The 21,388-nt window shown below is 69.3% G+C and carries 24 protein-coding genes and 1 pseudogene; 8 read left to right on the top strand and 17 right to left on the bottom strand.

All coding sequences use genetic code 11. From position 1 onward, the window contains the following. Positions 1-194: 194 nt before the first annotated feature. From IEZ27_RS48265 to IEZ27_RS48255, 3 genes are all read right to left on the bottom strand, one after another. On the bottom strand, positions 195-602 hold the full coding sequence (locus IEZ27_RS48265; protein WP_229825020.1) for a FliH/SctL family protein: 408 nt from the start codon (positions 600-602) through the stop codon (positions 195-197). A 501-nt stretch (positions 603-1,103) separates the two neighbouring features. Next, complete coding sequence (locus IEZ27_RS48260; protein ID WP_189653395.1) at positions 1,104-1,646, bottom strand: dihydrofolate reductase family protein; 543 nt, start codon at positions 1,644-1,646, stop codon at positions 1,104-1,106. Continuing rightward, positions 1,643-2,428 carry an alpha/beta fold hydrolase gene (locus IEZ27_RS48255; protein WP_189653394.1) on the bottom strand — a complete coding sequence of 262 codons (786 nt, stop codon included), beginning with the start codon at positions 2,426-2,428 and terminating at the stop codon, positions 1,643-1,645. Before IEZ27_RS48255 ends, IEZ27_RS48260 begins: the two co-directional genes overlap by 4 nt. A 135-nt stretch (positions 2,429-2,563) precedes the next feature. On the opposite strand from IEZ27_RS48255, the gene IEZ27_RS48250 reads away from it, so the two are divergent. Then, on the top strand, positions 2,564-5,359 hold the full coding sequence (locus IEZ27_RS48250) for an ATP-binding protein (protein ID WP_189653393.1): 2,796 nt from the start codon (positions 2,564-2,566) through the stop codon (positions 5,357-5,359). Between the two features lie 422 nt (positions 5,360-5,781). Here IEZ27_RS48250 and IEZ27_RS48245 read toward each other — a convergent pair whose 3' ends face one another. The 5 genes from IEZ27_RS48245 to IEZ27_RS48225 all read right to left on the bottom strand — a co-directional run bounded on the left by IEZ27_RS48245 (position 5,782) and on the right by IEZ27_RS48225 (position 10,662). Beyond that, the gene (locus IEZ27_RS48245; protein ID WP_189653392.1) at positions 5,782-6,297 is read right to left on the bottom strand and encodes a DUF5994 family protein; all 516 of its coding nucleotides are present in this window, start codon (positions 6,295-6,297) and stop codon (positions 5,782-5,784) included. Beyond that, the gene (locus IEZ27_RS48240; RefSeq protein ID WP_189653391.1) at positions 6,294-7,250 is read right to left on the bottom strand and encodes an acyl-CoA desaturase; all 957 of its coding nucleotides are present in this window, start codon (positions 7,248-7,250) and stop codon (positions 6,294-6,296) included. Before IEZ27_RS48240 ends, IEZ27_RS48245 begins: the two co-directional genes overlap by 4 nt. A 200-nt stretch (positions 7,251-7,450) precedes the next feature. Next, positions 7,451-8,536, bottom strand: coding sequence for an AI-2E family transporter (locus tag IEZ27_RS48235; RefSeq protein WP_189653390.1), 1,086 nt, complete (start codon positions 8,534-8,536; stop codon positions 7,451-7,453). Positions 8,537-8,809: 273 nt separating this feature from the next. Then, entirely contained in the window at positions 8,810-9,199 is a 390-nt protein-coding gene (locus IEZ27_RS48230) for an STAS domain-containing protein (RefSeq protein ID WP_189653389.1), read from the bottom strand. Positions 9,200-9,657: 458 nt separating this feature from the next. Further along, on the bottom strand, positions 9,658-10,662 hold the full coding sequence (locus IEZ27_RS48225) for a tyrosine-type recombinase/integrase (RefSeq protein WP_189653388.1): 1,005 nt from the start codon (positions 10,660-10,662) through the stop codon (positions 9,658-9,660). A gap of 151 nt (positions 10,663-10,813) precedes the next feature. Between IEZ27_RS48225 and IEZ27_RS48220 the strand changes: the two genes are divergently transcribed. The 4 genes from IEZ27_RS48220 to IEZ27_RS48205 all read left to right on the top strand — a co-directional run bounded on the left by IEZ27_RS48220 (position 10,814) and on the right by IEZ27_RS48205 (position 14,223). Further along, the gene (locus tag IEZ27_RS48220) at positions 10,814-11,395 is read left to right on the top strand and encodes a DUF5994 family protein (protein ID WP_308427365.1); all 582 of its coding nucleotides are present in this window, start codon (positions 10,814-10,816) and stop codon (positions 11,393-11,395) included. Between the two features lie 119 nt (positions 11,396-11,514). After that, positions 11,515-11,838: an STAS domain-containing protein gene (locus tag IEZ27_RS48215; RefSeq protein ID WP_189653386.1), complete on the top strand. Its 324-nt coding sequence runs from the start codon at positions 11,515-11,517 to the stop codon at positions 11,836-11,838. Beyond that, the gene (locus IEZ27_RS48210) at positions 11,835-12,866 is read left to right on the top strand and encodes an acyl-CoA desaturase (protein ID WP_189653385.1); all 1,032 of its coding nucleotides are present in this window, start codon (positions 11,835-11,837) and stop codon (positions 12,864-12,866) included. The genes IEZ27_RS48215 and IEZ27_RS48210 overlap by 4 nt, the downstream gene beginning before the upstream one ends. An 85-nt stretch (positions 12,867-12,951) precedes the next feature. After that, positions 12,952-14,223 (top strand): PP2C family protein-serine/threonine phosphatase, encoded by a 1,272-nt coding sequence (locus IEZ27_RS48205; RefSeq protein ID WP_229825019.1) that lies wholly within the window; start codon positions 12,952-12,954, stop codon positions 14,221-14,223. 124 nt (positions 14,224-14,347) lie between these two features. Here the strand turns inward: IEZ27_RS48205 and IEZ27_RS48200 are convergent, their stop codons facing one another. The 8 genes from IEZ27_RS48200 to IEZ27_RS48165 all read right to left on the bottom strand — a co-directional run bounded on the left by IEZ27_RS48200 (position 14,348) and on the right by IEZ27_RS48165 (position 19,261). Next, positions 14,348-15,169 carry a class I SAM-dependent methyltransferase gene (locus tag IEZ27_RS48200; RefSeq protein ID WP_189653384.1) on the bottom strand — a complete coding sequence of 274 codons (822 nt, stop codon included), beginning with the start codon at positions 15,167-15,169 and terminating at the stop codon, positions 14,348-14,350. A gap of 4 nt (positions 15,170-15,173) precedes the next feature. After that, complete coding sequence (locus IEZ27_RS48195) at positions 15,174-15,818, bottom strand: TetR/AcrR family transcriptional regulator (RefSeq protein WP_189653383.1); 645 nt, start codon at positions 15,816-15,818, stop codon at positions 15,174-15,176. 157 nt (positions 15,819-15,975) lie between these two features. Beyond that, positions 15,976-16,950, bottom strand: a complete 975-nt coding sequence (locus IEZ27_RS48190; RefSeq protein WP_189653382.1) for a LysR family transcriptional regulator — start codon at positions 16,948-16,950, stop codon at positions 15,976-15,978. 97 nt (positions 16,951-17,047) lie between these two features. Continuing rightward, complete coding sequence (locus IEZ27_RS48185) at positions 17,048-17,245, bottom strand: hypothetical protein (RefSeq protein WP_189653381.1); 198 nt, start codon at positions 17,243-17,245, stop codon at positions 17,048-17,050. Between the two features lie 129 nt (positions 17,246-17,374). Next, a complete protein-coding gene (locus IEZ27_RS48180) occupies positions 17,375-17,548 on the bottom strand; it encodes a CsbD family protein (protein WP_189653380.1) in 174 nt (57 codons plus the stop codon). Positions 17,549-17,680: 132 nt separating this feature from the next. Further along, entirely contained in the window at positions 17,681-18,670 is a 990-nt protein-coding gene (locus tag IEZ27_RS48175; RefSeq protein ID WP_189653379.1) for an acyl-CoA desaturase, read from the bottom strand. 19 nt (positions 18,671-18,689) lie between these two features. Then, positions 18,690-19,001: a UBP-type zinc finger domain-containing protein gene (locus IEZ27_RS48170; protein ID WP_189653378.1), complete on the bottom strand. Its 312-nt coding sequence runs from the start codon at positions 18,999-19,001 to the stop codon at positions 18,690-18,692. Between the two features lie 44 nt (positions 19,002-19,045). Beyond that, entirely contained in the window at positions 19,046-19,261 is a 216-nt protein-coding gene (locus IEZ27_RS48165) for a hypothetical protein (protein ID WP_189653377.1), read from the bottom strand. A 77-nt stretch (positions 19,262-19,338) separates the two neighbouring features. Between IEZ27_RS48165 and IEZ27_RS48160 the strand changes: the two genes are divergently transcribed. Then, positions 19,339-19,632: a hypothetical protein gene (locus IEZ27_RS48160; RefSeq protein ID WP_189653376.1), complete on the top strand. Its 294-nt coding sequence runs from the start codon at positions 19,339-19,341 to the stop codon at positions 19,630-19,632. Between the two features lie 149 nt (positions 19,633-19,781). Here the strand turns inward: IEZ27_RS48160 and IEZ27_RS48155 are convergent, their stop codons facing one another. Then, on the bottom strand, positions 19,782-20,039 hold the full coding sequence (locus IEZ27_RS48155; RefSeq protein WP_189653375.1) for a hypothetical protein: 258 nt from the start codon (positions 20,037-20,039) through the stop codon (positions 19,782-19,784). Positions 20,040-20,387: 348 nt separating this feature from the next. Between IEZ27_RS48155 and IEZ27_RS48150 the strand changes: the two genes are divergently transcribed. Beyond that, positions 20,388-20,753, top strand: a complete 366-nt coding sequence (locus tag IEZ27_RS48150; RefSeq protein WP_189653374.1) for an STAS domain-containing protein — start codon at positions 20,388-20,390, stop codon at positions 20,751-20,753. 108 nt (positions 20,754-20,861) lie between these two features. After that, positions 20,862-21,287, top strand: a pseudogene (locus tag IEZ27_RS55690) (hypothetical protein); the annotation flags it as partial. Positions 21,288-21,388: the final 101 nt, after the last annotated feature.

Here is a 21,388-nt window from a genome sequence, read left to right as displayed (position 1 = left end):
ACCCGGAACCTACGGATTAAAAGTCGCGAGCTTTTATGTCGCGAACAATCTTGGCGTATTCGATTGTGTCGCTCTGCCGCGTTATGCCGCCCGGAAAATACCCAGGCCCGTCGCCCAATGTCTACGCGTGTCGCTGACCGAAGAGCACGTGGCGAGCACGGAACACCGGAACGGCGGCCGATCGCTGATATGGGTCAGCTCCGGTCGGTTCTCGCTCTGCCGACGATGGTTGACAGGTGGCCGCGGTAAGTAGCGCCGAGCCTGGTCACCTCGCCGACGAACGTTCCTCGGCCTTCAGTCATCTGGCTGACCCAGTTCTCGGGAAGCAACACTCGTTCGCCGACCGTGAGGGGTGGCTGTCCACGCCACCGATAGGCGTACTTGCCGACCTCGACGACCTGGTCGCCGTTGATCTCGTAGTAGCGCTGGGCGTCGTCGAGATGCTGCTCCAGTTCGGCGACACGCCGCTGAAGTCGCTCGATCTCCTGCCGGGCCGTCGAGCGTCCGCTGTCATACCCGCCGGAGTGCCCCTCCCGCCGGCCGCGCTGGTACGCCTCGGACAGGGCCCGTTCGTGATCGGTGATGTGAATACCGCACGCCACGTCGGATCCGTAGACGCGTTGTTTGCACGGGCTGCCCGAACGGGTCGGGCGCCCGCACAGTCGGACTTCGAACGTTCGCTCGCTCATCGCCCACCCACTTGTCCCATAGATGAACCGACAGCACCACAGATTCCCGTTTCCCTTTACGGGCCGGGCCGTTCCCATGTGCCGTTGGCGGAGACCCGGTTCAACGGCTGTCACATGGGTCGCCTTCATATCACCGAATTGATCGATCTCGTAGTTGTTCGCTCCATCCCTTGGATGAGCGCTTCGAGCGCTGCGCCAGATGGGGCCGGCGCACGATCGCCTCGGACTCCGAGGCGATCCGCTCCTGCGCCGTCACCGGCAACGCCAGCACTTGAGCGGGCTCGACGCCGCCGGATGGGTATTCACTCGCGGGGACGGCGATCAGTGAGACGCGACCACTGAGCGGCGCCTCCGCGGCCGCGCAGCGGACGCCTCGAAATCCGTGCCAATCCACCGGGTTTCTGCCCCCGCTTGTCAGGCGCCGGGGTGATAGATCAGGTGCAGGACGCCGGTGGCGAAGGTGGCCGAGTGAACCAGTCGCAGCGGGGTCGGACCGCCGCCGACGAAGAGCCGCTCCCCCTGGCCGAGGACGACCGGGTGGATGAGGAGGTGCAGTTCGTCGAGCAGGTTGTCGCGTAGCAGCGATCGCACCAGGGTCAGGCTGCCGCTGATGGTGATGTGCCGGTCCGGCCCCTGTTTGAGGGCGGCGAGTTCGCCGGAGACCGGGCCGGGGATGACGGTGGTGTTCTGCCAGGCCGGGGAGGTCAGCGTGGTCGAGGCCACCAGCTTGGGCATCGAGTTGATCCGGTCGGCGAACGGCACCTCGCCGCCTCTGCCGGGCCAGGAGGCGGCGAACACCTCGTAGGTCCGGCGTCCGAGCAGGAGGATGTCGGCTTCGTCGAGCTGGCCGGAGACGGCCGCGGCCATCTCCTCGTCGTAGTAGGGGAAGTGCCACTGCTCGGGGGCTTCCACGACACCGTCCAGCGACACGAACAGTTGCGAGACGATGGTGCTCACGCTGTGGCCTCGGTGAAGAACGCGGCGAGCGCGGGGGCGATGGCCTCGGGGGCCACGTTGTGGGGCTGACCGGTGAGGGTGGCTCGCCGGACGTCCGGCAGCAGGTCGGCCACGGCCTGCGCCGTGCTGCTGATCCACGGGATGGTCTCGCCGTCGATCACCAGGGTGGGGGCCGTGACGCCGGTCAGCCGATCGGCGGGCAGGGAGAAGTCGCCGGTGATGGTGGCGTCGTAGATGAGCGTGTGGGCCACGGCCTCCATCGCCGGCCAGCCCGGGAAGTCGCGCATCGGGGCCACGAACTCGGCCGGGATGCCGACCGCGGCGGTGAGGAACAGCTCGCACATGTCGCCCCGGCGGCCCTCGGCCAGCAGTGCCACGAGCTGCTCGCGGTAGTCGGCCGGCACCGGCGTACGGGTGCCGGGCAGGATGTAGGGAACCTCCCACACCGCCAGCCTGTCGACGGCGAGTCCGCGGGCGGCGGCCTCCAGGGCGATGATGCCACCGCCCGAGGTGCCGTACAGGTGCGCCGACCCGCCCGCCGCGGTGATGAGCGCCTCGATGTCCTCGAACTCGCGGTCCACCGCGTAGGGGGCGGTGTCACCGCTGTCGCCACGGCCGCGCCGGTCGTAGTTGTAGACGGTCAGGTCCTTGGCCAGAAGCTCGGCCAGGGGCGCGTTGGCGGATCGGTCGGTGGGGCCGGCGCCGATGAGGATCATCGCCGGGCCCTGTCCGATCCGGTCGTAGGCGATCGCGGTGCCGTCCTGCGAAATGACCTTGTCCATGTCGTTTCCCTCGTGTTCGTGGTTCGTCGCTTGCATGATCAGAATGCTTCACGTGGCAGCTGTCCGACATCCGTGGACTCCACTGATTCGCCACTGAGACGTCCGTGACGTCCACACGTACGTGATGATGTGCGAATGATCGCAAAGGTGTCCCAGCGCGAGGCCGAGGTGCTGGCGGCGGTGGCGGCGCGGCTGTCGAACGCGCAGATCGCGAACAGGTTGCGCATCTCCGTCCGCACGGTCGAGAGTCACGTCGCCTCGCTGCTGCGCAAGTACGGCGTGGCCGACCGGCAGGAGCTGGCGCAGCAGGCGGTGCAGGCCGGTGTGGACCGCGACATCCCGGATCGGCCGTACCCAGGGGTTCCCACCCCGATGACCTCGTTCGTCGGGCGCGAACGGGAACACGAGGCGGTCCTGGCGGCGTTCGGCGCCTCCCGGCTGGTCACCCTGCTGGGTCCCGGCGGCGCGGGCAAGAGCCGCCTCGCGGCGGAGATCTGCTCCACGTACCCGGCCGGCGGGGCGTTCGTGGATCTGGTTCCCGTACGGGACGGGTTCGTCGCGCAGGCGGCGGCCAAGGTGCTCGGGGTCAGTGAGCGCGCCCAGCAGCCATTGGAGGACGCCGTCATCGAACGGCTTCGCCGCGATCGGGCGCTGCTCATCCTCGACAACTGCGAGCACGTGCTGGACACCGCTGCCGGCTTCGCCGAGCGAATGCTGGCAACCTGTCCGGGCACCCGGATCCTCGTGACGAGCCGCGAGCGCCTCGGCGTGCCCGGCGAACGTACCGTGCCGATCGGTCCGCTGCCCCTGGCCTCCGACGCGGAGGCGCTCTTCCTCGACCGGGCCACCGCGGCCGATCCCGAGTTCGACGCCGACCCGGCCCTGCTGACGCAGATCTGCGCCCGGCTCGACGGCATTCCCCTGGCCATCGAACTCGCCGCGGCCCGCAGCGCCTCTCTCGGGCTTGCCGGGCTGCTCGTCGCGCTCGACGACACGCTGAGGCTGCTCACCGGAGGACGGGCCGCCGACCGGCGGCATCGGTCCCTGCGCGCGGTGCTCGAATGGAGTCACGACCTGCTCGACCAGGAGGAACAGGCGCTGTTCCGGCGACTGTCGATGTTCTGCGGCGGCTTCGACCTGGCCGCCGCGACGGCGCTCACCGCCGGCCGCCGACCCGGCGCCGTGAGCCATGTGCTGGGGCGACTCGTCGACAAGAGCCTCGTCGTACGCGCCCCGGGGACAGCGAGTCGATGGAGGCTCCTGCAGACCGTCAGAGCCTTCGCCGAGGACCTGTTACGAGACTCCGGCGAGTACGACGCGGCTCGGGAACTCCATCTGCTGTGGGCCGCCGGTACCGCGACGGCGATGCAGGAGCGGGTGATCGCCGCCAGACAGCACGGCGCCGGGACAGCGGCGCCGATCGAAGACGGCCAGAAGGACGGCGCCGAGGTCTGGCGGCGGGAGTTCGACGAGGTCGCAGACGATCTGCGTGCGGCGCTGGCCGCCGCCCCGCCCGGACCGGGCGGGGCGGCGCACCGGCTGGCCCGCTCGCTGGGTCACCTCACCTTCGCCCGCCGGTTCCTGGCCGAGGCTCAAGGCCACTACCGGCAGGCAGCCGAACGAGCGCCCGGCCCCGCCGAAGCGGCCAAGGACCTGCGGAACGCGGCCGACTGCTCCCTGGACAACATCTCGGGGCAGAACGTGTTCGACCTGCTGCTCGCCTCAGCGGCACAGGCCCATGCCGCGGGCGACAAGAACGGCCGCGCGGTCGCCCTGGCCCGTGCGGTGGAGACGGGGGCGAGGTTTCTCGCCTCCTTCCCCGAGGGCATTCCCGGCGAACGGCTACGCCGTGATCTCACGGAAGCCGCCGAGGCCGGAGACCCCGGCGACCCGGTCGTGGCGGCGGCACTCGCCACGGCGGCAGCCTGGACCGAGCGGCCGGGCGCCTTCGACCCGGACCCGGCCCTGGCCGCCCGCGCACTCGACATCGCACGGACGACGCGCGACGCCGTGCTCATCAGCGCGGGGCTCGACGCGGTGACGACCGCAGCCGTACGGGCCGGCCGGCATCGCGAAGCCCGGCGATACACCGAGGAGCGGCTGGCACTGCTGTCGGAGATGGACCGCGACGACCCGCGTTCGGCCATCGAGATCGTGGACACCCTTCACGTGGCCTGCACCGACGCGATCGTCGCGGGAGATCTGCCCGCGGCGATCAGCGCCGGTCGGCTCATGATGGCCGACGACCTCGTCGGAGACCACCCCTACATTTCGGCCAGCAGGTTGATCCCCGCGCTCGTCCTCACCGGAGACCTCGGCGCGGCCCTGCGCTACGGCGAACGGATGTGGGAGGGCTGGGAACGAGCCGGCCGCCCCCCGGCCGGATGGCTGCTGCCTTCCGTGTCGGCCATCGCGCTCGCCCACGGACTCCTGGACGACCGGGTGCGATTCCGGCTCTGGCGCCACAGAGCCGGCGTGGTGGTCGACCACGCGCAGGCCGGGCATGCCCGGCTGACTTCCTTCGGCGCGTTCGTCGATGCCCGGGCCGCGCTGCACTCCGGCGACCTGAGCGACGCCACCGCCCTGGTGGAGCGGGCTTTCGGCACGTTCTCCATGGGACGTTACGCGGCGTACGCGCAGGCGGCGGGAGCCGAGCTGGCTGTCGTCGCCGGGCTGCCCGACGCCCCGGACCGGCTCGCGACCGCGCTCCTGACAACCGGTGAGAACCACTGGGCCTCGGCATGCCTGGCTCGCGCCGGCGGCAGGCTCCACGCGGACCCGGACGCGCTGGCGGCCTCGGTCGCCCAGTGGGAGGGCATCGACGCCCGGCTGGAACGAGCCCATACCCTCCTGCTGATCCCACATCGCGCCGAAGAGGGCCGAGCCGCCCTCGATGCACTGATCACGAGTACGGGCAGGAGAACCCGGTAACTCGTCCGCTCCCACCCACGCGTATCGGGGCGCTCGTACTCTTGCCGACAACTCCGATGTCGATCAGCTTCGCGCGCCGATCACGGCTGACGAATGTCGCCGCGCTCTTCCCGAGGGCGCGGAGCGGATCGCGCTCCGTCACGCCCTGGACGACCTCACCTTCCGGCACCTGCCGCCGGCCGACGCCGAGCGCCTCGCGGGCGTCCAGCTCGACAGCGAGATCAAGGCAGAGCAGGCCCCCTGAGGTGGCGGCGTCCTCCTCCCGAGTGTGGCCCCAGGGGGTGCGGGTTTCGGTCGGGACAATCGGGAATGAGTCCGGCGGCTTGTACCGCGATAACGACGGCAGGGACGTTTCCGCAGGTCGCCGCCACCCGCTCAGCAGGAGGCGGCGTCACCGCTGAACCGCGCCACCGAACGCGTGATCAGAGTGTGGGGTCCTCGCGGGCGGGCTGTCGGGTCCGGCCGCCTTCGTTGTCCCAACCGGCCAGGCGCTGCTCCTCCTCGGCGGCGGTGTCGGCGGGACCGTCGTGGTCTGCGGCGGTGAGGATGTCGCCGGAGCGGGTGCGGCCTCGGCATCGGGTGGCCAGGTCGAGTGCCTTCTCGGCGGCTGCGGGTGTGGTGTCGGGTGGGATGACGAGCAGGTTGATGTGTTCGATCCCCGGGATGATGAGGTTGATCAGGTGGGGGTCGATGGTGCGGAACCAGCCCACTCTGACCTGGCGGCCGGGGGCGGCGATGCGATGCGGGATGTTGTGCCAGGTGTCGACGTGCAGGCCGACGCGCAGGACCCGCCGCTCCAGCCGCTGGTCGATGGCGGCGATCAGTGCGGGCAGTTCCGCGCCGGCGTCGTAGCCGGCGGGCCACCACGCGCCGTCCACCGCGCCTCGACGTGCGAGGTCGGGATCGAGGCTGAGCCGCACCTCCTCGGAGCCGGTCATGGGGAGGGCTCGCGGCGTCGTGCGGCCAGGCGCGCCGGGGTCGGCCAGCGCACGTCACGGGCCCAGCCGAGCCGCTCCAGCAGTCGGATCAGCCGGGCGGAGAGGTCGATCTGGCCGGGCAGCACGCCGTGGCGGGCGCAGGTGGGGTCGGCGTGGTGGCCGTTGTGCCAGCTCTCGCCGAATGACAGGAGAGCTAGTGGCCAGAAGTTCGCGGCCTGGTCTCCGGCGCGGGTCATCAGCGGCCGTTCGCCGAAGACGTGGCAGATGGAGTTGATCGACCAGGTGACGTGGTGCAGCAGCGCGATCCGTACCAGAGCGCCCCAGAAGAATGCGGTCAGCGCGCCGCGCCAGGTGCCGGTGACCAGCAGGCCGATCGCGGGCGGCAGCAGCAGCGAGGCCGCCACCAGCGGTCCGAACAACCGGTCCACCCGGCCGATGTCGGCGTCGTTGAGCAGGTCCTTGGCGAAACGTTTCCGATTGGTGAGGTCACGCCCGAACATCCAGCCGACATGTGCGAACAGCAGCCCCTTGGCCAGGCCGCGCACGCTGCTGCCGTAACGCCAGGGCGAGTGCGGGTCGCCGTCACGGTCGGCGAAGGCGTGATGGCGCCGGTGGTCGGCCACCCACTGGATGACCGAGCCCTGCACCGCCAGAGAACCGGCTACGGCCAGACCGATCCGCAGCCACCGCTCCGCCTTGAACGCGCCATGGGTGAGATGGCGGTGAAAGCCCACCGTGACGCCGAGCCCGGTCAGGACGTAAGCCGAGGCGGCCATCGCCACGTCGGCCCAGCTCAGCCCCCACCCCCAGGCCACCGGCACGGCGGCGGCCAGCGCCGCGAACGGCACCAGCACGAACACCCACAACGCGACCATCGCCGCGAACGGTTTACGGCCGCCGATGAGCGGTGCCGCGCCGGCCCGCTCGATGACACCTGTTCCTGACGAAGCCATGCCGACTTCCTCCCCCACACGGCAGCGTCCTCTCGCCCCCTGGACAGCAATTCACCTGCCCACACGTACGGAAGCCACACCCGTGGTCGATGCCAAGCTTCAGACGGGCGGGGGACATCCCGCCGCCAACGGATTGGGCGCGCCCGTCCCGCATGAGGCCGCCACGGCCCGGACACCACCCGCGCCCGCCTCCGAGCCCGTCAATCCTTCTGTCCGGGTTCCTTCCCGGGAGGCACCGCCTTCGCCGGTGGTTCCGGGGCCGCTCCCGCCGGGAGGGCGAGCGGGTCGTCCTTGAAGAGTTCGGGCACGGCCCGGTAGAGGATGGCAGTGATCGGCACGGCCACGACCGCGCCCGCGATCCCGGCCAGGATGCCGCCGACGGCCAGCACGATGATGATCGCCAGCGGGTGGAAGTGCAGCACCCGGCCGACGATCAGCGGCTGGAGCACGTGGTTCTCCAGTTGCTGCTCGACGATCAGGATGCCGACGAAGATCAGCGCGTAGATCGGGCCCTTCGCGCCGAGCGTGACCAGCGTCGCGACCGCGCCGGCGAAGAGGATGCCGACGATCGGGACGAAGCTGGCCAGGAAGATCAGTACGGCCAGTGCCGCCCACAGCGGGACTCCCATGACGGCCAGTACCACACCCATGAGCACGCCGTGCACCGCGGCCACGGCCACCGTGCCCTGCACGTAGTGCGACAGCGTGGTCCAGGCGGTCCGCCCGGCCCGGTCGACCCGCGGCGCCATCCGGCCGAACCCCTTGAGGAACCAGGACCAGATCTGGTCACCGTCCTTGAGCAGGAAGAACGTCACGAACAGCAGGAGCACGATCGAAGCCAGCGCCTCCACCACCACCACGGTCCCCGCCAGAACCGTCGAGGTGATCTGCTGCTGCCGCTCGGTGACCAGCTTGGCGATCTCGTCCACCCAGCCGCTGAGCTGAACGGGCTTCACGTGCAGAGGGCCGGTGTAGAGCCAGCCCTCCACCGTCTTGGCCGTCTGCCTGACCTGTGTCAACAGGCCGGGGAACTCCTCATTTGCCCGCACGCCGATGATCCAGCCCGTCCCGCCCAGCACAGCGAGCGCGACCAGCATGGTGACCCAGGTGGCGTAGATCGTCCGCAGCCCCGACTCGCGCAGCCGCCGGGTGAGCGGGAACAGCAGCGCGGTCAGCAACAGGGCGACTGCCACCGGCAGGGCGACGATGCGCATCGTCGCCACGAAACCGAGCACATAGTTGGCCACGATGCCGATGACGATCAGGCACGCGCACCACGCGGCCATCCTCGCCAAGGTCGCAGGCACCAACCGCAACAGGCGCTCCTGAGGTGAGTCCACGCACGGGAAACTTCCCCACCGGTCGGAAATAGGCGCACTTCCCGGCTTCGGTAAAGGAAAGTTGAAGCAGAGAATTTGCGTCACGGGCCCGGCGGCCTGCGTGGAGCCGCGCCGGCTTGCGGTGAGCACCGCGGAGGTGAACGCCATCAGGGCGGCCGGCACGCGCGAGGTCACCTGTCAACGTCTTGGGTTCCGGGGTTGACGATGGTCGTTTGCCGATCACCGCCGTGTCCGGGCCAGCGCGTCCTGTGCCTGCGCCAGAGTGGGGTGAGTGGGAAATATGCGCCCCAGCAGGCCGGTCCTGCGGAGCAGTTGCTCACATGTGCCGTGCAGGCCGATCAAGGCCAGCGCGCCGCCGTCATGGTCGATCTGCCTCCATACACGGACCAGGCTGCTCAGTCCGGAGGAGTCGCAGAACTCCACCCCGGACATGTCCATGATCACTAGCGGTGGGTGCTGCTGCCGGCACACTTTGATCACTTCGTGTTCCAGGTGCGTGGCAGTGTTCAGGTCCAGCGCGCCGTGTACGGCCACCACCTGGCCCGGGGGCGCCGCGCGCACGCTGAGCCGCAAGGGCGGCGGGTCGTTCGACGTCGGCTGCGAAGGCATCGGCGCCTCCTCTCGGGGGCCCTCTGCCCCGCGCCCGCTCTCTGATGTGTCGCGACGTCCGTCCTGTCACCGGCGCGGTTCGGTACGGCCGGTCGTCATGGCTTCTCCTCAGCGGTGGGTACGCGCAGGAGCAGCAGGGCGGTGTCGTCGCTGTGGTGGTCCCCGGCATACTCGCTCCGCGCACGCCGCCGTCAGGGCCCGGCCGCAGCATCACGCACACCGCGGTCAGGAAGTGGTCGTTGACGCGCTGGCGGACCAGAGCGTCGTTCAGCCGGGCCAGCACAGCGGGCCAGGCGCAGGCGTCCGAGTTCGGTCAGCGGCGCGTTACGGTGAGGCATGAGGGCCTTTCTGGTCGGCGTGTAGATGTCGCAATCCACACCGAACCGAAGGCCCTCACCCATTCACAAGATCATCGATATCGTGTCGTGCTTGTGCCTGACCTCTGTGGTCAGTACAGGTTAGTGGTCGCTGATCAGGGCGTTCAAGGCGGCTGCCTTGTGCGCTTCGGTCGGCAGGCCGTAGCGGCGGGTGGTGTCCAACGAGCCGTGGCCGAGGAGTTCGGCGACCAGGACGGGGTCTGTGCCGTGGCGGATGAGCTGGGTGGCGAAGGTGTGGCGCAGGACGTGCGAGCTGAAGGGCTCCGTGGGGTCGTCGCCCAGGCCGACGGCGTCGCCGAGGCCGGTGATGATGTCGCGGGCTGCGCGGTCGCTCAGGCGACCGCCGCGCTGGTTGAGGAACAGCGCTGGGTGGGTGCCGGCTCCTTTCCAGCCGGCGCGGGTTGCCAGCCAGTCGGTCAGGGCCTGGCGCAGGTCGGGGTGGACGGGCAGCAGGCGGATCTTGCCGCCGTCGCGGCCCTGTCCGCGGATGCGAAGTTCGCCCGTGCGGGCTGAGAGGCGCACGTCGGTCAGGTCGAGGCCGACGACTTCGGAGATTCGCAGTCCGGCGTAGTAGGGCAGCAGGGCGACGGCTTTGTCGCGCGGGGAGGCGGTGAGCTGGACGTGGCGGATGTAGCGGCGGGTGCGCCGGGCGTCCAGGACTCGGGGGGCGGTGCGGCGGGAGTCGCGTTCGCGCTGGGTCTGGGGCTTGCCGAGGCCGCGGCGGGCGTAGAAGTCGTCGATGGCCGACAGGTAGGCGTCGATGGTGTTGGGAGCGCGACGGCCGTCCTTGAGGTGGCGGTGGAAGTCGCGTACCGCGCCGGCGGCCGCGACCGCATCGGTGAGCGGATCGCCGTCCAGGGCGGCGGCGTCGGCTTGGACGGCCAGCCAGTCCAGGTAGCCGCGCAGCCGGGAGGTGTACTTGGTCTTGGTGGAGTCGGCCAGCGGGGCGCGCTCAAGTGCGGCGGTGTAGTCGGCCAGGACGGCGGCGTAGGGAGCGGGGAGCGGGACGGCCCGCGACCGGCGCGGGTTTCCGGAAGCGACTCCGGCCGGCTCCGTGATTCCCGAGGGCGAGTTTCCGGAAGTCATCCACAAAGTCTACTTCCGGAATTATGTGATTCCGGAAGTAGGAGGTAGACTGAAGGTACCGAGGACTTCTCGAGCGTTGGCACTCAGGTCTGCGTCGCCCCCGGCGAACCACCACCGGCCCCTTCGAAGGGGCCCGGATAGGTCAGCCACCATGACGCCGACACTTCTTTCTCAGCCCGCACCGCTCAGCCCCACCTCCTCTGCGATGCCTCGGGTCGATTCCGCACTACGGCTCAGTCTCCACCCGGTGCCGAATCGTCGATCGGTGGTGGACGGGGCCTGGTGGCCCTACTCCAGTGACACCGCCGCGGAATTGCCCGGTCTCATCGCCGCCGTCGACCGACTGCTTGATCGGGTCACGCTCCGCGTCGGCGTGCATTGCGATGCGTGGCAGAACATCCCGCGCCGCATCCCGGCCCGCGGGCGACAGATCCGCGTCGGCTGGTTCCGCCACACCGACCCGCGCATGATCACTCTCAGCTTCGCGTCCGGCGAGCCGGTCGTCCTGCTGATCATCCCGTCAGGAACCGCCGCCGGCGCCGCCGAGGCCGTGCTCAAGCTCACCGCTCAGGACACCGCCGGCTTGACGGCCGACGCCATTCTCACTCTGGCGCACCTGCCGGCGGGCCCCGGTCCGCGTGCGACGGCCGGCTCAGCCCGCTGGGAGAACGAGGGCGGGTCGATCAACGGGCGGAAGGCGGCCTCGTTCACGGCACGGCCAGTCCCGGCGTGACCCACGTGCCGCCTGCCGGCCGGATTGAGCGGTCCAGGCATCGCCCGTTGTCCGGCGGCGGGCCGATCTCCGGCCGGCAGGCATCTCATCCCCTTCCAGCTTCTCCACAGGAGGCTTCCATGACCGTCATCGACACCGCCCCGCTCGGCGAGGCGGGCGCCTCGGCGCCGACCCTCGTGCACCTGGCGGGGGACATCGACATCTTCACCACGGCTAAGTTGCGCAGGCGGCTTATCGACACTCTCGCCCACAGCACCGGCCTGCTCGTCGTGGACCTGTCCCAGGTGACCTTCTGCGGCGCCGGCGGGCTGGGCGTGCTGGTCGGCGCTCAAGGCCGGGCCCGGTCACTGGGCATCACGCTCGCCCTGACCGGCGTTCCGCCGCGCATGGCCCGGCTGCTGCACATCACCGGCCTGGGCAACCGATTCCCGATCATCGCATGACCGGCATACCACCCACCCGCGAGCTCACCCCGGCCGGCTATGACGGCAGTTCGCCGTTCCCTCGGCCTGCGACACCGGCGCGGGCCGGTACCACCCCGGTGACACTGACCGCCGCAACCGTGATCGCGCCGTTCCTCGCGCTGGGCGCCGGCATCTGGCTGGCGTGGGGAGTCGATGTCAGCCTCACCGACCTGCTCCTGGCCGTCGTCTTCTACGTCGTGACCGGGCTGGGGGTGACGGTCGGCTTCCACCGCCTGCTGACCCACCGCTCCTTCACCGCCCGTCCGTGGCTCCGCGCCGTCCTGGCCGTGGCCGGGTCGATGAGCTTCCAGGGCAACCTGATCGACTGGGTGGCCGTCCACCGCCGCCACCACGCCTTCACCGACCGGCCCGGCGACCCGCACTCCCCCTACCGGTACGGCACCGGTCTCGGCGGACGACTGCGCGGCCTGGCCCACGCCCACCTGGGCTGGCTGTTCTCCAGCGAACCCACCTCGGCCACGACGTATGCTCCCGATCTGCTGCGCAACGACCCGGCCATGCTGCGGATCTCCCGCGCCTACCCCGCCTTCTGCGCCGCTTCCCTCCTCCTGCCGTTCGCGGTGGGCTGGGCGATCAGCGGCAGCCTCTACGGCGGGCTGACCGCGTTCATCTGGGCCGGCCTGATCCGTATCGCCCTGTTGCAGCACGTGACCTGGAGCGTCAACTCCCTGTGCCACATGATCGGTGAGCGGCCGCACAAAGCCCGCCGCCATGACCGCTCCACCGACCTGTGGCCGCTGGCCCTGCTGTCCTTCGGAGAAAGCTGGCACAACGGCCACCACAGTGAGCCCAGTTGCGCCCGGCACGGCCGCGGCGGCCGCCAGATCGATCCCTCAGCCGCACTCATCAGCCTGTTCGAACGCCTGAACTGGGCCAGCGATGTGCACTGGCAGCCCCCCGACGTCCTCGGCCACCATCGCACGGTGGCCGGCAAGCACACGCTGCGCACCAGCACCCCGCGCCAGGGCGGAACCGAGAGGCGTTAGCCCTGGTCAGCGCGTTTGGGAGAAGCTCGTACAGCTGGGAAGAAGAACTAGTGCAAGGGGAAGGGCCTCCAGGGAAGGCATCGCGGTGACCGGTGATGGCGAGCAGATGCTGGGCGGTTTGCTGAGCGCCAGCCAACTCTCCTCGCTGGACGATCTGCCGGGCCTGGTCGCCGAGTACGGACGGTCGGTGGGCTTCTCCCAGACCATGATCTACGTAGCCGACCTGCAGCAGCAGGTGCTGGTCCCGCTGACCGGGCAGCGTGATGTGTTCGGCAACCCGCTCGAAACGATCCGGATCGACGTCACCATGGCAGGACGTGCCTTCCGCAACATGGAGATCGTCGAGGCCCGCCACGTGCTGGATCCCGCCGCGCCCGAGACCGCGCCGACGTCACCGGCGGGCGACGGGCCGCAGCGCCTGTGGGTGCCGTTGCTGAACGACACCGAGCGGGTCGGCGTCCTGGGAGTGACCGTGGCGCAGGGGTCGGAGAGCGTGGGGTTGCTGGCCGGCCGGCTGGCCTCCCTCGTCTCGCTGCTGGTGATCAGCAAACGCCCGCACAGCGACTCCTATGCGCGCCTGGTACGCGCTCGGCCGATGACGCTGTCGGCCGAGGTGTTGTGGAACCTGCTCCCACCGCGAGCCTTCGCCGATGACAACGTGGTGGTCAGCGCCGCGCTGGAACCTGCCTACGAGGTGGGCGGCGACGCCTACGACTACGCGATCGACAGCGGCACACTGCGCGTGTCGATCTTCGACGCGATGGGACACGACACCGCGGCCGGCCTGACCGCCACTATCGCCATGGGGGCCGGTCGCACCAGCCGCCGCCAAGGCAAGGACCTGCCCGCGACGAGCGAGGCGATCGACGCGGCGATCGACGAGCAGTTCATCGACCGCTTCGCCACAGGCGTCCTGGCCGATCTGGACCTGCGGACCGGTTGGCTGAACTGGGTCAACCGAGGGCACCACCCACCCTTGGTGATCCGCAAAAGCCAGCAGGTCGCCACCCTGGACAGCGTGCCCGATCCGCCGATGGGCATCTGCCTGGGCCTGTCCACCGGATTGCTGCGCTACCAGTTGGAACCCGGGGACCGGCTGCTCTTCTACACCGACGGCGTCATCGAGGCCCAGAGCAAGGAGGGGCAACCCTTCGGGCTGGAGCGCTTCATCGACTTCATCGTCCGTCACGAGGCCGACGGCACGTCCGCCCCGGAAACACTCCGCCGGCTGATCCACAGCATCCTGCAGCACCAGCACGGCCGGCTCCAGGACGACGCCACCGTGCTGATGGTCGAGTGGCGCACCGGGCGGCAACAGCAACTCGTCCTGGGAAAGATCGCGGTGCCGGGACCGTAGAACGCAACAGCATGGGCGCCGAGCCGGTCGACATCGGTGAGGCCGACGGCGGCCTACCAGGGTCATATGCCGCCGCCCGAGCAAGCCATCTGGTCACCAGTCTGTCCGGGCCCGCCTGAAGCCTCTAAAAGCGATAGTGCTGGATGGCGGTGCCCTTGCGGGAGATGGAGGTGCTCCAGGCCGTCAGGAAGCTGGCCAGGCGGGTCGTCCACGGGTAGTCGGCGACCTCGGGCTCGCGGCCCAGCAGGATCTCGCGTACCAGCTTCAGGCGGGGTTCCAGGCGCTCGATGTCCTGCGGGGTGTCGAAGCCGGGAGACCTCAGGAAAGGGACGACGGACTGGGTGCCGGCGTACTTCCTGGCCGCCCAGACATGGAACCTCGTGTAGCCGTTGAAGCAGATCTCCCCTGTGGGGAAGTGGCGGATGAGGCGGTCGAGGAGCGTGGCCAGTTCCTCCTTGGACAGGAACCCGATCAGGCCGTCGGCGACGATCACGGCGGGGCGGTCGGCGGGGACTTCGCTGATCCATCGGGGGTCGTTGAGGTCGGCGCCGATGGTGTGGAGGTGGGGGCGTTCGGGGAGCAGCAGCTGCCTGGCCTTGGCCACGCCGGGCAGGTCGACGTCGTACCACTCGACGGTGGCGGGCGGGTCGACGCGGTAGACACGGGTGTCAAGTCCGGCGCCCAGGTCGAGCCCGACGGCGTCGGGATTCTTGACGATGAACTGCCGCACGATGTTGTCCATGACCAAGGAGCGGTGCGCGATGCCCACGACGGGGCTGGCTGAGAGCTTGAACTGCCCGGCGTCGTAGTCGAGCTTCCTGACGATGTCGTACGCGGTCTTGTCGCGCAGGATCGGGTGCTTGGCCTGGTAGTCGAGCGCTTTGCCGGCCAGGGTGAGCCAGAGCGTGTTCTCCAGCGGCGTGAGGTCGGGGAGGGTGATGGCCATCGTGTCAGTCCCTTTTCTGTGGTGACTCGTCCAGCGCGGCCCGAGCTGCCTTCAGCGCGGTGTCGTCGGTGAACAACCCGTGGGTGTAGAGCTCCAGCGTGGGGAGCGCGAGGCGGCGCAGCACGTCGGGGCCGAACCGCTCGTGGCCCAGCGCCCGCGCCAGGGGTGGCGGCATGGTCAGCGTGGCCACGCTGTTGAGCACGGTCAGCACCGCCAGCGCCCGCACGTCCGAGGACGGTCGCATCGAGCCGTCGGCGATCCCGGCCCGCAGGACCTGCTCGGACTCCGCCACCAGCGTGTCGACGAACGTGCCCGCGGCAGGGGTGTCCTCCTCGATCGCGCGCAGCATGTACTGCACCTGGAGGCGGTATTCCTCCGGGTTGGACAGGTATTCGCGAAAAAGGTCCTGCATGCCGCTCGGGCCGGCGTTGTCGGCCCGCTGGACCAGGATGCGCAGGACGTGGTCGTCGCAGACGCTCCGGAGCCTTTCCTTGCTGCCGAAGTGGTGGATGACCAGGCCGGGGCTCACTCCGGCGGTGGCCGCGACGGCGCGCAGGCCGGTCTTGCCGAAGCCGTCCCGGGCGAAGTGCGCGATGGCCGCGTTGCGGATCTTGGCCTGGGCGGTCAGGTCCGACGATGCTGAACACATGTTTAGTAGACTAAACAGATGTTCAATGCCTGGCAAGTCGAGGGCAGGCCCGTGATCAAGGGCCTGTAGCGCTTCATAACTCGTCGAGTGGTGCTTGATCCGCGGCTTTGACCTCCAGCCACCCCAACCATCGCCCGCACCAGTCCCGCCAGGCGGGTCAGACAGCCTCGTCGCTGCGGCTGCTGGTGGCTGCCGGCGCGTCTTCGCCGGATGGCGGTTCGGTGGCCGGGGCGACGGGTTCGAGCCAGTCGAGCTGTTCGGCCAGGTGGCGGGCGGTGTCAATGACGCCGGCGATGTGCGGGGAGGGGTTGGCGTCGTGCCACAGCAGGGACCAGGGGTAGTACGTGGTGGGGTCGGTCAGGGGCCGCCAAGTGGTGCCGGGCCGGTTGGAGGAGCGGAAGGAGGAAGGGACGCAGTGCACGCAGCGGTGCTGGAGTACGAGGTCGGCGGCAGCCCGGGAGCTCTCGACGGTGCCTTCGTAGAGAGTGGGCTCGAACCCGGCCGAGCGGCACAGCGCGAGGACGAACTGGTTGAGCTCCGGCGTCTGCGATTCCTCGCCGAGCAGGAGCAGTTCGTCGGCGAGGGCGGCGACGGGTACGCCGTTGAGGACGGCGAAGCGGTGGTCGTCGGGGACCAGCACGCCGAGGGGATCGAGCCTGATGAGTTTGGAGGTCATCTCGGCCGGGGTCTGGGAGGCGCGTCCGATGGCTATGTCGAGGCGGCCGTCGGCCAGTTGCCGGTACTGCTCGGGGGTGCCTGCTTCGATCTGGTGGATCGTGATGCCGGGATGGTTGTCCTGGAGTTCGTGCAGGATCTGCGGCATGGTGTCGTAGCCGGCGTCGATGATGCCGACGCGTAGCGTGGGCGCGGACGCGGCGGCGTTGCGTGCGGCATGCCCGGCCCGGCTGACGTGATGGAGGATCTGGCGCGCCTCGACGAGGAAGGCGGCTCCGGCGGGGGTCAGGTCGACGTGGTGGGTGCTGCGGTCCAGGAGCCGCACACCGAGCTCGCGTTCCAGCCGCTGGATCTGTTGGCTCAGCGCCGACTGCACGATGTGCTCGCGGGCGGCGGCGCGGCCGAAGTGCAGCTCTTCAGCCAGCGTCACGAAATAGCGCAACTGCCGTAACTCCATGCCCGACACCCTTCCTCTCCCAGGCGGTGCCGATGCGGCCGTCGTCTCCCACCGTAGGTCCTCGTGGGTGTGTCAACTTCTGAAGGTGGGCCTGGCCTCACTTGCTGGGCTGAGGCGTCTGGCAGTCGATCTTCGGGTTCGTGCCGAGGTAGTTGAGGGGGCCGGCCAGGATCGTCACCGCGATGGTGGCCACCTGGTTGCAGTTCTCCACCGGTGCCGTGTAGTACTTGCGCCGGCCTGCGGCGACGGAACCGACGATCGGCCACAGGATCAGCACCAATGATGTGACGCGCATCGGTTCTGCCTCCATCTTCGTCCTTGCGAGGCTGGCGGGGACGACGGGACCGTTGTCGGGTTCGCCCGCGTCCGGGCGGGATCCCGATCCGAGATCTGGGACCCGCCGGGCGGTTCGTCGAAGTGGGGATCAGCGTTTGAAAGCGTCCCTGGCCTTTTTACCGGCCTGCTTCAGATTGCCGGCGACCCGGTCGCTCTTGGCCGCGACCTGCTGGCGCCGGTTGCCGGTGACACGGCCGAAGCGTTGCCTGGCCCAGCCCTTGAGTACCTGGACCTTGTTGCTGATTTCCCAGCGCAGACTCATCGCGATCTTCCTTCACTGCTCCGCCGCGGTCAGGCGGCTTGGAGCCCCAGTGTCTGCTCTGGCTTGGGAGGGGGAAACGAGCAATGGCCGTGCCGGTTATCACAGGAACTGATGAGCGGTGGGGTATCGGGGTCAGTCTCCGGCCGGTGAGAGCGCGCCGGTACGGTGGCGCCGGAGGCGTTCGGGATCGGGCCAGCGTACGTCGCTCGCCCAGCCGAGCCGCTCGAACAGGCGGATCACCCCGCTGGACGGGTCGATCTGGCCCCGGTCGAGACCGTGGCGGGCACAGGTCGGCTCGCTGTGGTGGCCGTTGTGCCAGCTCTCGCCGAACGACAGCAGGGCCAGCGGCCACAGGTTCGTCGCCCGGTCGTGGTCGCGGGTCTTGAAGGGCCGGCTGCCGATGAGGTGGCACAGGGAGTTGACGCTCCAGGTGACGTGCTGGAGCAGCGCGATGCGGATCAGGCCGGCCCACAGGAAGGCGGTCAGGCCGCCGTACAGGGTGCCGGCGATCGCCCAGCCGGCTGCGAACGGCAGCGCCAGCGACAGCGCGCACAGCGCGGGGAAGGCGCGGGCCACGCGGGTCATGGCCGGATCGGCCAGCAGGTCAGGGGCGTAGCGTTCGGCGGACGTCTGGTCGTCGGTGAACAGCCAGCCGAGGTGGGCGTGGGCAAGCCCCCGAAGCTGCCCGCGCAGGCTGGTTCCGTACCGGTAGGGCGAGTGCGGATCGCCCGGCCGGTCGGTGAAGGCGTGATGGCGGCGGTGCACCGCCACCCAGTCGATCACGTTGCCCTGGAAGCCCATCGACCCGGCGACCGCCAGCACCACGCGCAACCATGGCCGGGCGGTGAAGGAGCCGTGGGTGAGCAGCCGGTGGAAGCCGACCGTCACTCCCAGCCCAGTCACCACGTAGAAGGCGGCGGCCAGGAGCAGGTCGGTGAGCGCGGCCCCGTGCCCCCACGCCAGATAGATCACCGCACCGAGCGCGGCGAACGGCGCGATCACGATCGCCCCGGTCAGCGCGGTCTGCGACCGCCCGGCCGGCACGTGCTCGCCGGCCCCGGGGAAGGGCGAGGTTCCGTCGTAGTCCCGCCGGCGTCGCACCGGTCGTTCAGAAACAGCCATGAAGCAGCCTTCTTCTCGTCTATACGGTCCGCCGGTGCACGTAGCACCAGCGCCAGGTCGACCTCGGCCCCAGGGCGGCGGCCACCGGGTGGTCGGTCTCCTGGTAGTGGGCCTTGGCGTGGCCGCCCTGGGAATCGTCGGAACAGGCGACCCAGCCGCAGGTCAGGCACGCCAGCAGGCGCGTCCAGGTTTGGCCGAGAGCCAGGCATTCCTTGCATTCGGGTGGTCCGTACCGCACTTGGGGGAGTTGGTCGATGTGATTGCAGCGCGGGGTCTGACCGTTCAGGCCCGCGCGGTTGGTCGCGTCCGTTCCTTGTGCGTCCAGGGTCATGACGACCCCCTCACGGTGACAGCGACGCAAGGTGCGCCGGCTGGTCACTTGCCAGTCAACGTGCTCAGCCGGGCCGGCGGAAAGACGCGATCCCAGTCAGCCTCATCAGTTGCGGCGATGGCGGGGCCTGCGGGCGATTTGACGAGAGGCCACCGGACCATGCGGACCGCGACGTCGAGGGGCCGCCGGACCGCGAAATCGGCCGGATGTTTCACCTGGCGGGCCTCCCGCCACTTATGCCGAGAGCGGATTTCGCTCATTTGTGCGAAATTTCCTTGCTATTTATTTCGGAAGGGTATTGACTGGGAAATGCAAGCAAGGAAAAGGGGAGGCTCTTATGAGCTTCGTACAGATTCTGGAATTCAGCACCAAACGCGCTGCGGAAGTCGAGTCGCTCATGAACGAGTGGCGGACGCAGACCGAGGGAAAGCGCCATGTGAAGCGCGAGGTCGTGGCGAAGCACCGCGATCGCCCCGACCACTACGTGGCCCTCGTCGAATTCTCCTCCTACGAGGAGGCCCAGCGTAACAGCAAGCTGCCGGAAACCGACCGGTTCAACGCGCACATGGTCAAACTGTGTGAAGGCCCGATCAAGTTCTCCGACTACGACGTGATTCGCGACAAGAGCTGATCGCCGGCTGAACATCGCGAAAAGCTCAACCTGTGCTGTGGCGTGCGAGAACATTCTCGCGTCATGGCACGGGGCATTTTTTTTGTGTCGGTTCATCGTCGCGCGAGACGTGAAGGGGCCGGCGCCGGCCGACCGGAACTGCCCGACCGCTACGAATTCCTCCTGGCGAGCGCCTGCTCGGCCGAGGCGCTCAGCAACCGGGCGGCGGCGGCCACCTCGGCGAGCCGGCCAGGCCCCATCGCGTCCAGGCAGACGGCCAGCCGCTGCCGGTCGCCATGGCAGGCCACGTTCGTCGCACGCTGAACGGCGAGGGCGCGCGAGGCCGTGCCGATCGCAGTCAAGACGTCGGCCAGGGCCTGATCCACGCCGTCGTTCGGACCCGGCGGCTGCGCAGGTTGAGCGGTCAACGCCATTCACCATGCCGTCCTTGAGCTCCGAGCGCGATCCGATGCCGCCGGCCGGTCTGCTCCATCTGCCGGCCGAGGACAACGGGAGAGCGCCCCAGTGGTCCCCATGACACGTCACGAGCGATGCGGCCGTCAAACCATTCGGGTCACCACGCCGGCGCCGGCCCCGGTGATCACGGCTGATGATAAGCGTGGGGCAGGTTGCCGCTTTCCGCCTGGCCGAGCCCACGGGATGATCAATACATCGCCCCGGACTGCTCCACTCACGCTGGCTCCCACACCACGTGTTCATGGCCGCCTCACACTCGCGGCCACCTCATTCCGTACTCCCCGCCCGTAGGAGCCAGCATGGACACCGCGGACACAGTCGGCATTCGCGCGCCTGACACGGTCGCCGATCCGCCCTTGCGCATTACGCCGCTCGTCGATCCCGCGGGCCTGCGGATCGAAGGCGAGCTCGACTACGCCACCCTGCCTGCCCTGACCAGGGCACTGGTCTCGATGGCGAGAGGTGGCAGCCTCTGCGTCGATCTGAGCGGCCTGGCGTTCTGCGACGTCGGTGGGCTGCGCGCGTTGGTCACCGCCGCCGACGGCATGCGCGACGGCCAGGTTCTGACCTTACGCTCGCCCTCTCCGCAGGTGCGACGCCTGCTCCAGCTCACCGGCTGGCACCCGAAGGCCGGTCTTCGCCTGCAGGATCGGAGCGCCTCATGACGACCCTCGATCCCCGCGCTGGGGCAGGTCTGTGGCCCATCCCCGCCACCTGTCCAGTGCCAGAAACTGGCAATGAGGGTCTGACCTGGTCTTCTAGGCTCGTCTCTTGTGTTGTTTCGGCTTCTGTATCTGCTGGTGATCAGGGTGTTCGGCTGGCTGGTGCTGCTCACTCGGGGCAGCGCCTCCAAAGAGGTGGAGATCTTGGTGTTACGGCATGAGGTCGCGGTGCTGCGTCGCCAGATCGTCCAGCCCAGGCCGGACTGGGCCGATCGGGCGCTGTTGGCCGCGCTGGCCAGGCTGTTACCCGGTCGCCTTCGGCTGCATCGCATCGTGACGCCCGGCACGCTGCTGGCCTGGCACCGCAGGCTGGTGAAGAAGAAGTGGACCTACCCTGCCAAACACGGCCGGCCGCCTATCTCTGAGGAGATTCGCGATCTGATCGTCCGGTTGGCGCGGGAGAATCCACGATGGGGGCATCGGCGCATTCGGGGCGAGCTACGTGGCCTTGGGGTGCGGGTGGGGGAAGGGACGGTCCGCCGGGTTCTGGCGGCGGTGAGGCTTGGGCCCGCGCCGCGTCGGGCTTCACTGAGCTGGCGCCAGTTCCTGACTGCTCAGGCCTCCGGCATCCTGGCGTG

The organism is Nonomuraea spiralis (genome assembly GCF_014648435.1).
GTDB lineage: Bacteria > Actinomycetota > Actinomycetes > Streptosporangiales > Streptosporangiaceae > Nonomuraea > Nonomuraea spiralis.
Note: the sequence above shows the minus strand (reverse complement) of the source record. Positions and strands in the feature narration are given on the sequence as shown.

Coding starts and splice junctions, on each gene's coding strand:
- IEZ27_RS48250 (WP_189653393.1), top strand. CDS start 2,564: ATGATCGCAAAGGTGTCCCAGCGCGAGGCCGAGGTGCTGGCGGCGGTG.
- IEZ27_RS48175 (WP_189653379.1), bottom strand. CDS start 18,670: ATGGCTGTTTCTGAACGACCGGTGCGACGCCGGCGGGACTACGACGGA.
- IEZ27_RS48180 (WP_189653380.1), bottom strand. CDS start 17,548: ATGAGTCTGCGCTGGGAAATCAGCAACAAGGTCCAGGTACTCAAGGGC.
- IEZ27_RS48210 (WP_189653385.1), top strand. CDS start 11,835: ATGACCGGCATACCACCCACCCGCGAGCTCACCCCGGCCGGCTATGAC.
- IEZ27_RS48160 (WP_189653376.1), top strand. CDS start 19,339: ATGAGCTTCGTACAGATTCTGGAATTCAGCACCAAACGCGCTGCGGAA.
- IEZ27_RS48245 (WP_189653392.1), bottom strand. CDS start 6,297: ATGACCGGCTCCGAGGAGGTGCGGCTCAGCCTCGATCCCGACCTCGCA.
- IEZ27_RS48165 (WP_189653377.1), bottom strand. CDS start 19,261: ATGAGCGAAATCCGCTCTCGGCATAAGTGGCGGGAGGCCCGCCAGGTG.
- IEZ27_RS48225 (WP_189653388.1), bottom strand. CDS start 10,662: ATGACTTCCGGAAACTCGCCCTCGGGAATCACGGAGCCGGCCGGAGTC.
- IEZ27_RS48195 (WP_189653383.1), bottom strand. CDS start 15,818: ATGTGTTCAGCATCGTCGGACCTGACCGCCCAGGCCAAGATCCGCAAC.
- IEZ27_RS48190 (WP_189653382.1), bottom strand. CDS start 16,950: ATGGAGTTACGGCAGTTGCGCTATTTCGTGACGCTGGCTGAAGAGCTG.
- IEZ27_RS48235 (WP_189653390.1), bottom strand. CDS start 8,536: ATGGCCGCGTGGTGCGCGTGCCTGATCGTCATCGGCATCGTGGCCAAC.
- IEZ27_RS48230 (WP_189653389.1), bottom strand. CDS start 9,199: ATGCCTTCGCAGCCGACGTCGAACGACCCGCCGCCCTTGCGGCTCAGC.
- IEZ27_RS48220 (WP_308427365.1), top strand. CDS start 10,814: ATGACGCCGACACTTCTTTCTCAGCCCGCACCGCTCAGCCCCACCTCC.
- IEZ27_RS48170 (WP_189653378.1), bottom strand. CDS start 19,001: ATGACCCTGGACGCACAAGGAACGGACGCGACCAACCGCGCGGGCCTG.
- IEZ27_RS48200 (WP_189653384.1), bottom strand. CDS start 15,169: ATGGCCATCACCCTCCCCGACCTCACGCCGCTGGAGAACACGCTCTGG.
- IEZ27_RS48240 (WP_189653391.1), bottom strand. CDS start 7,250: ATGGCTTCGTCAGGAACAGGTGTCATCGAGCGGGCCGGCGCGGCACCG.
- IEZ27_RS48150 (WP_189653374.1), top strand. CDS start 20,388: ATGGACACCGCGGACACAGTCGGCATTCGCGCGCCTGACACGGTCGCC.
- IEZ27_RS48255 (WP_189653394.1), bottom strand. CDS start 2,428: ATGGACAAGGTCATTTCGCAGGACGGCACCGCGATCGCCTACGACCGG.
- IEZ27_RS48185 (WP_189653381.1), bottom strand. CDS start 17,245: ATGCGCGTCACATCATTGGTGCTGATCCTGTGGCCGATCGTCGGTTCC.
- IEZ27_RS48215 (WP_189653386.1), top strand. CDS start 11,515: ATGACCGTCATCGACACCGCCCCGCTCGGCGAGGCGGGCGCCTCGGCG.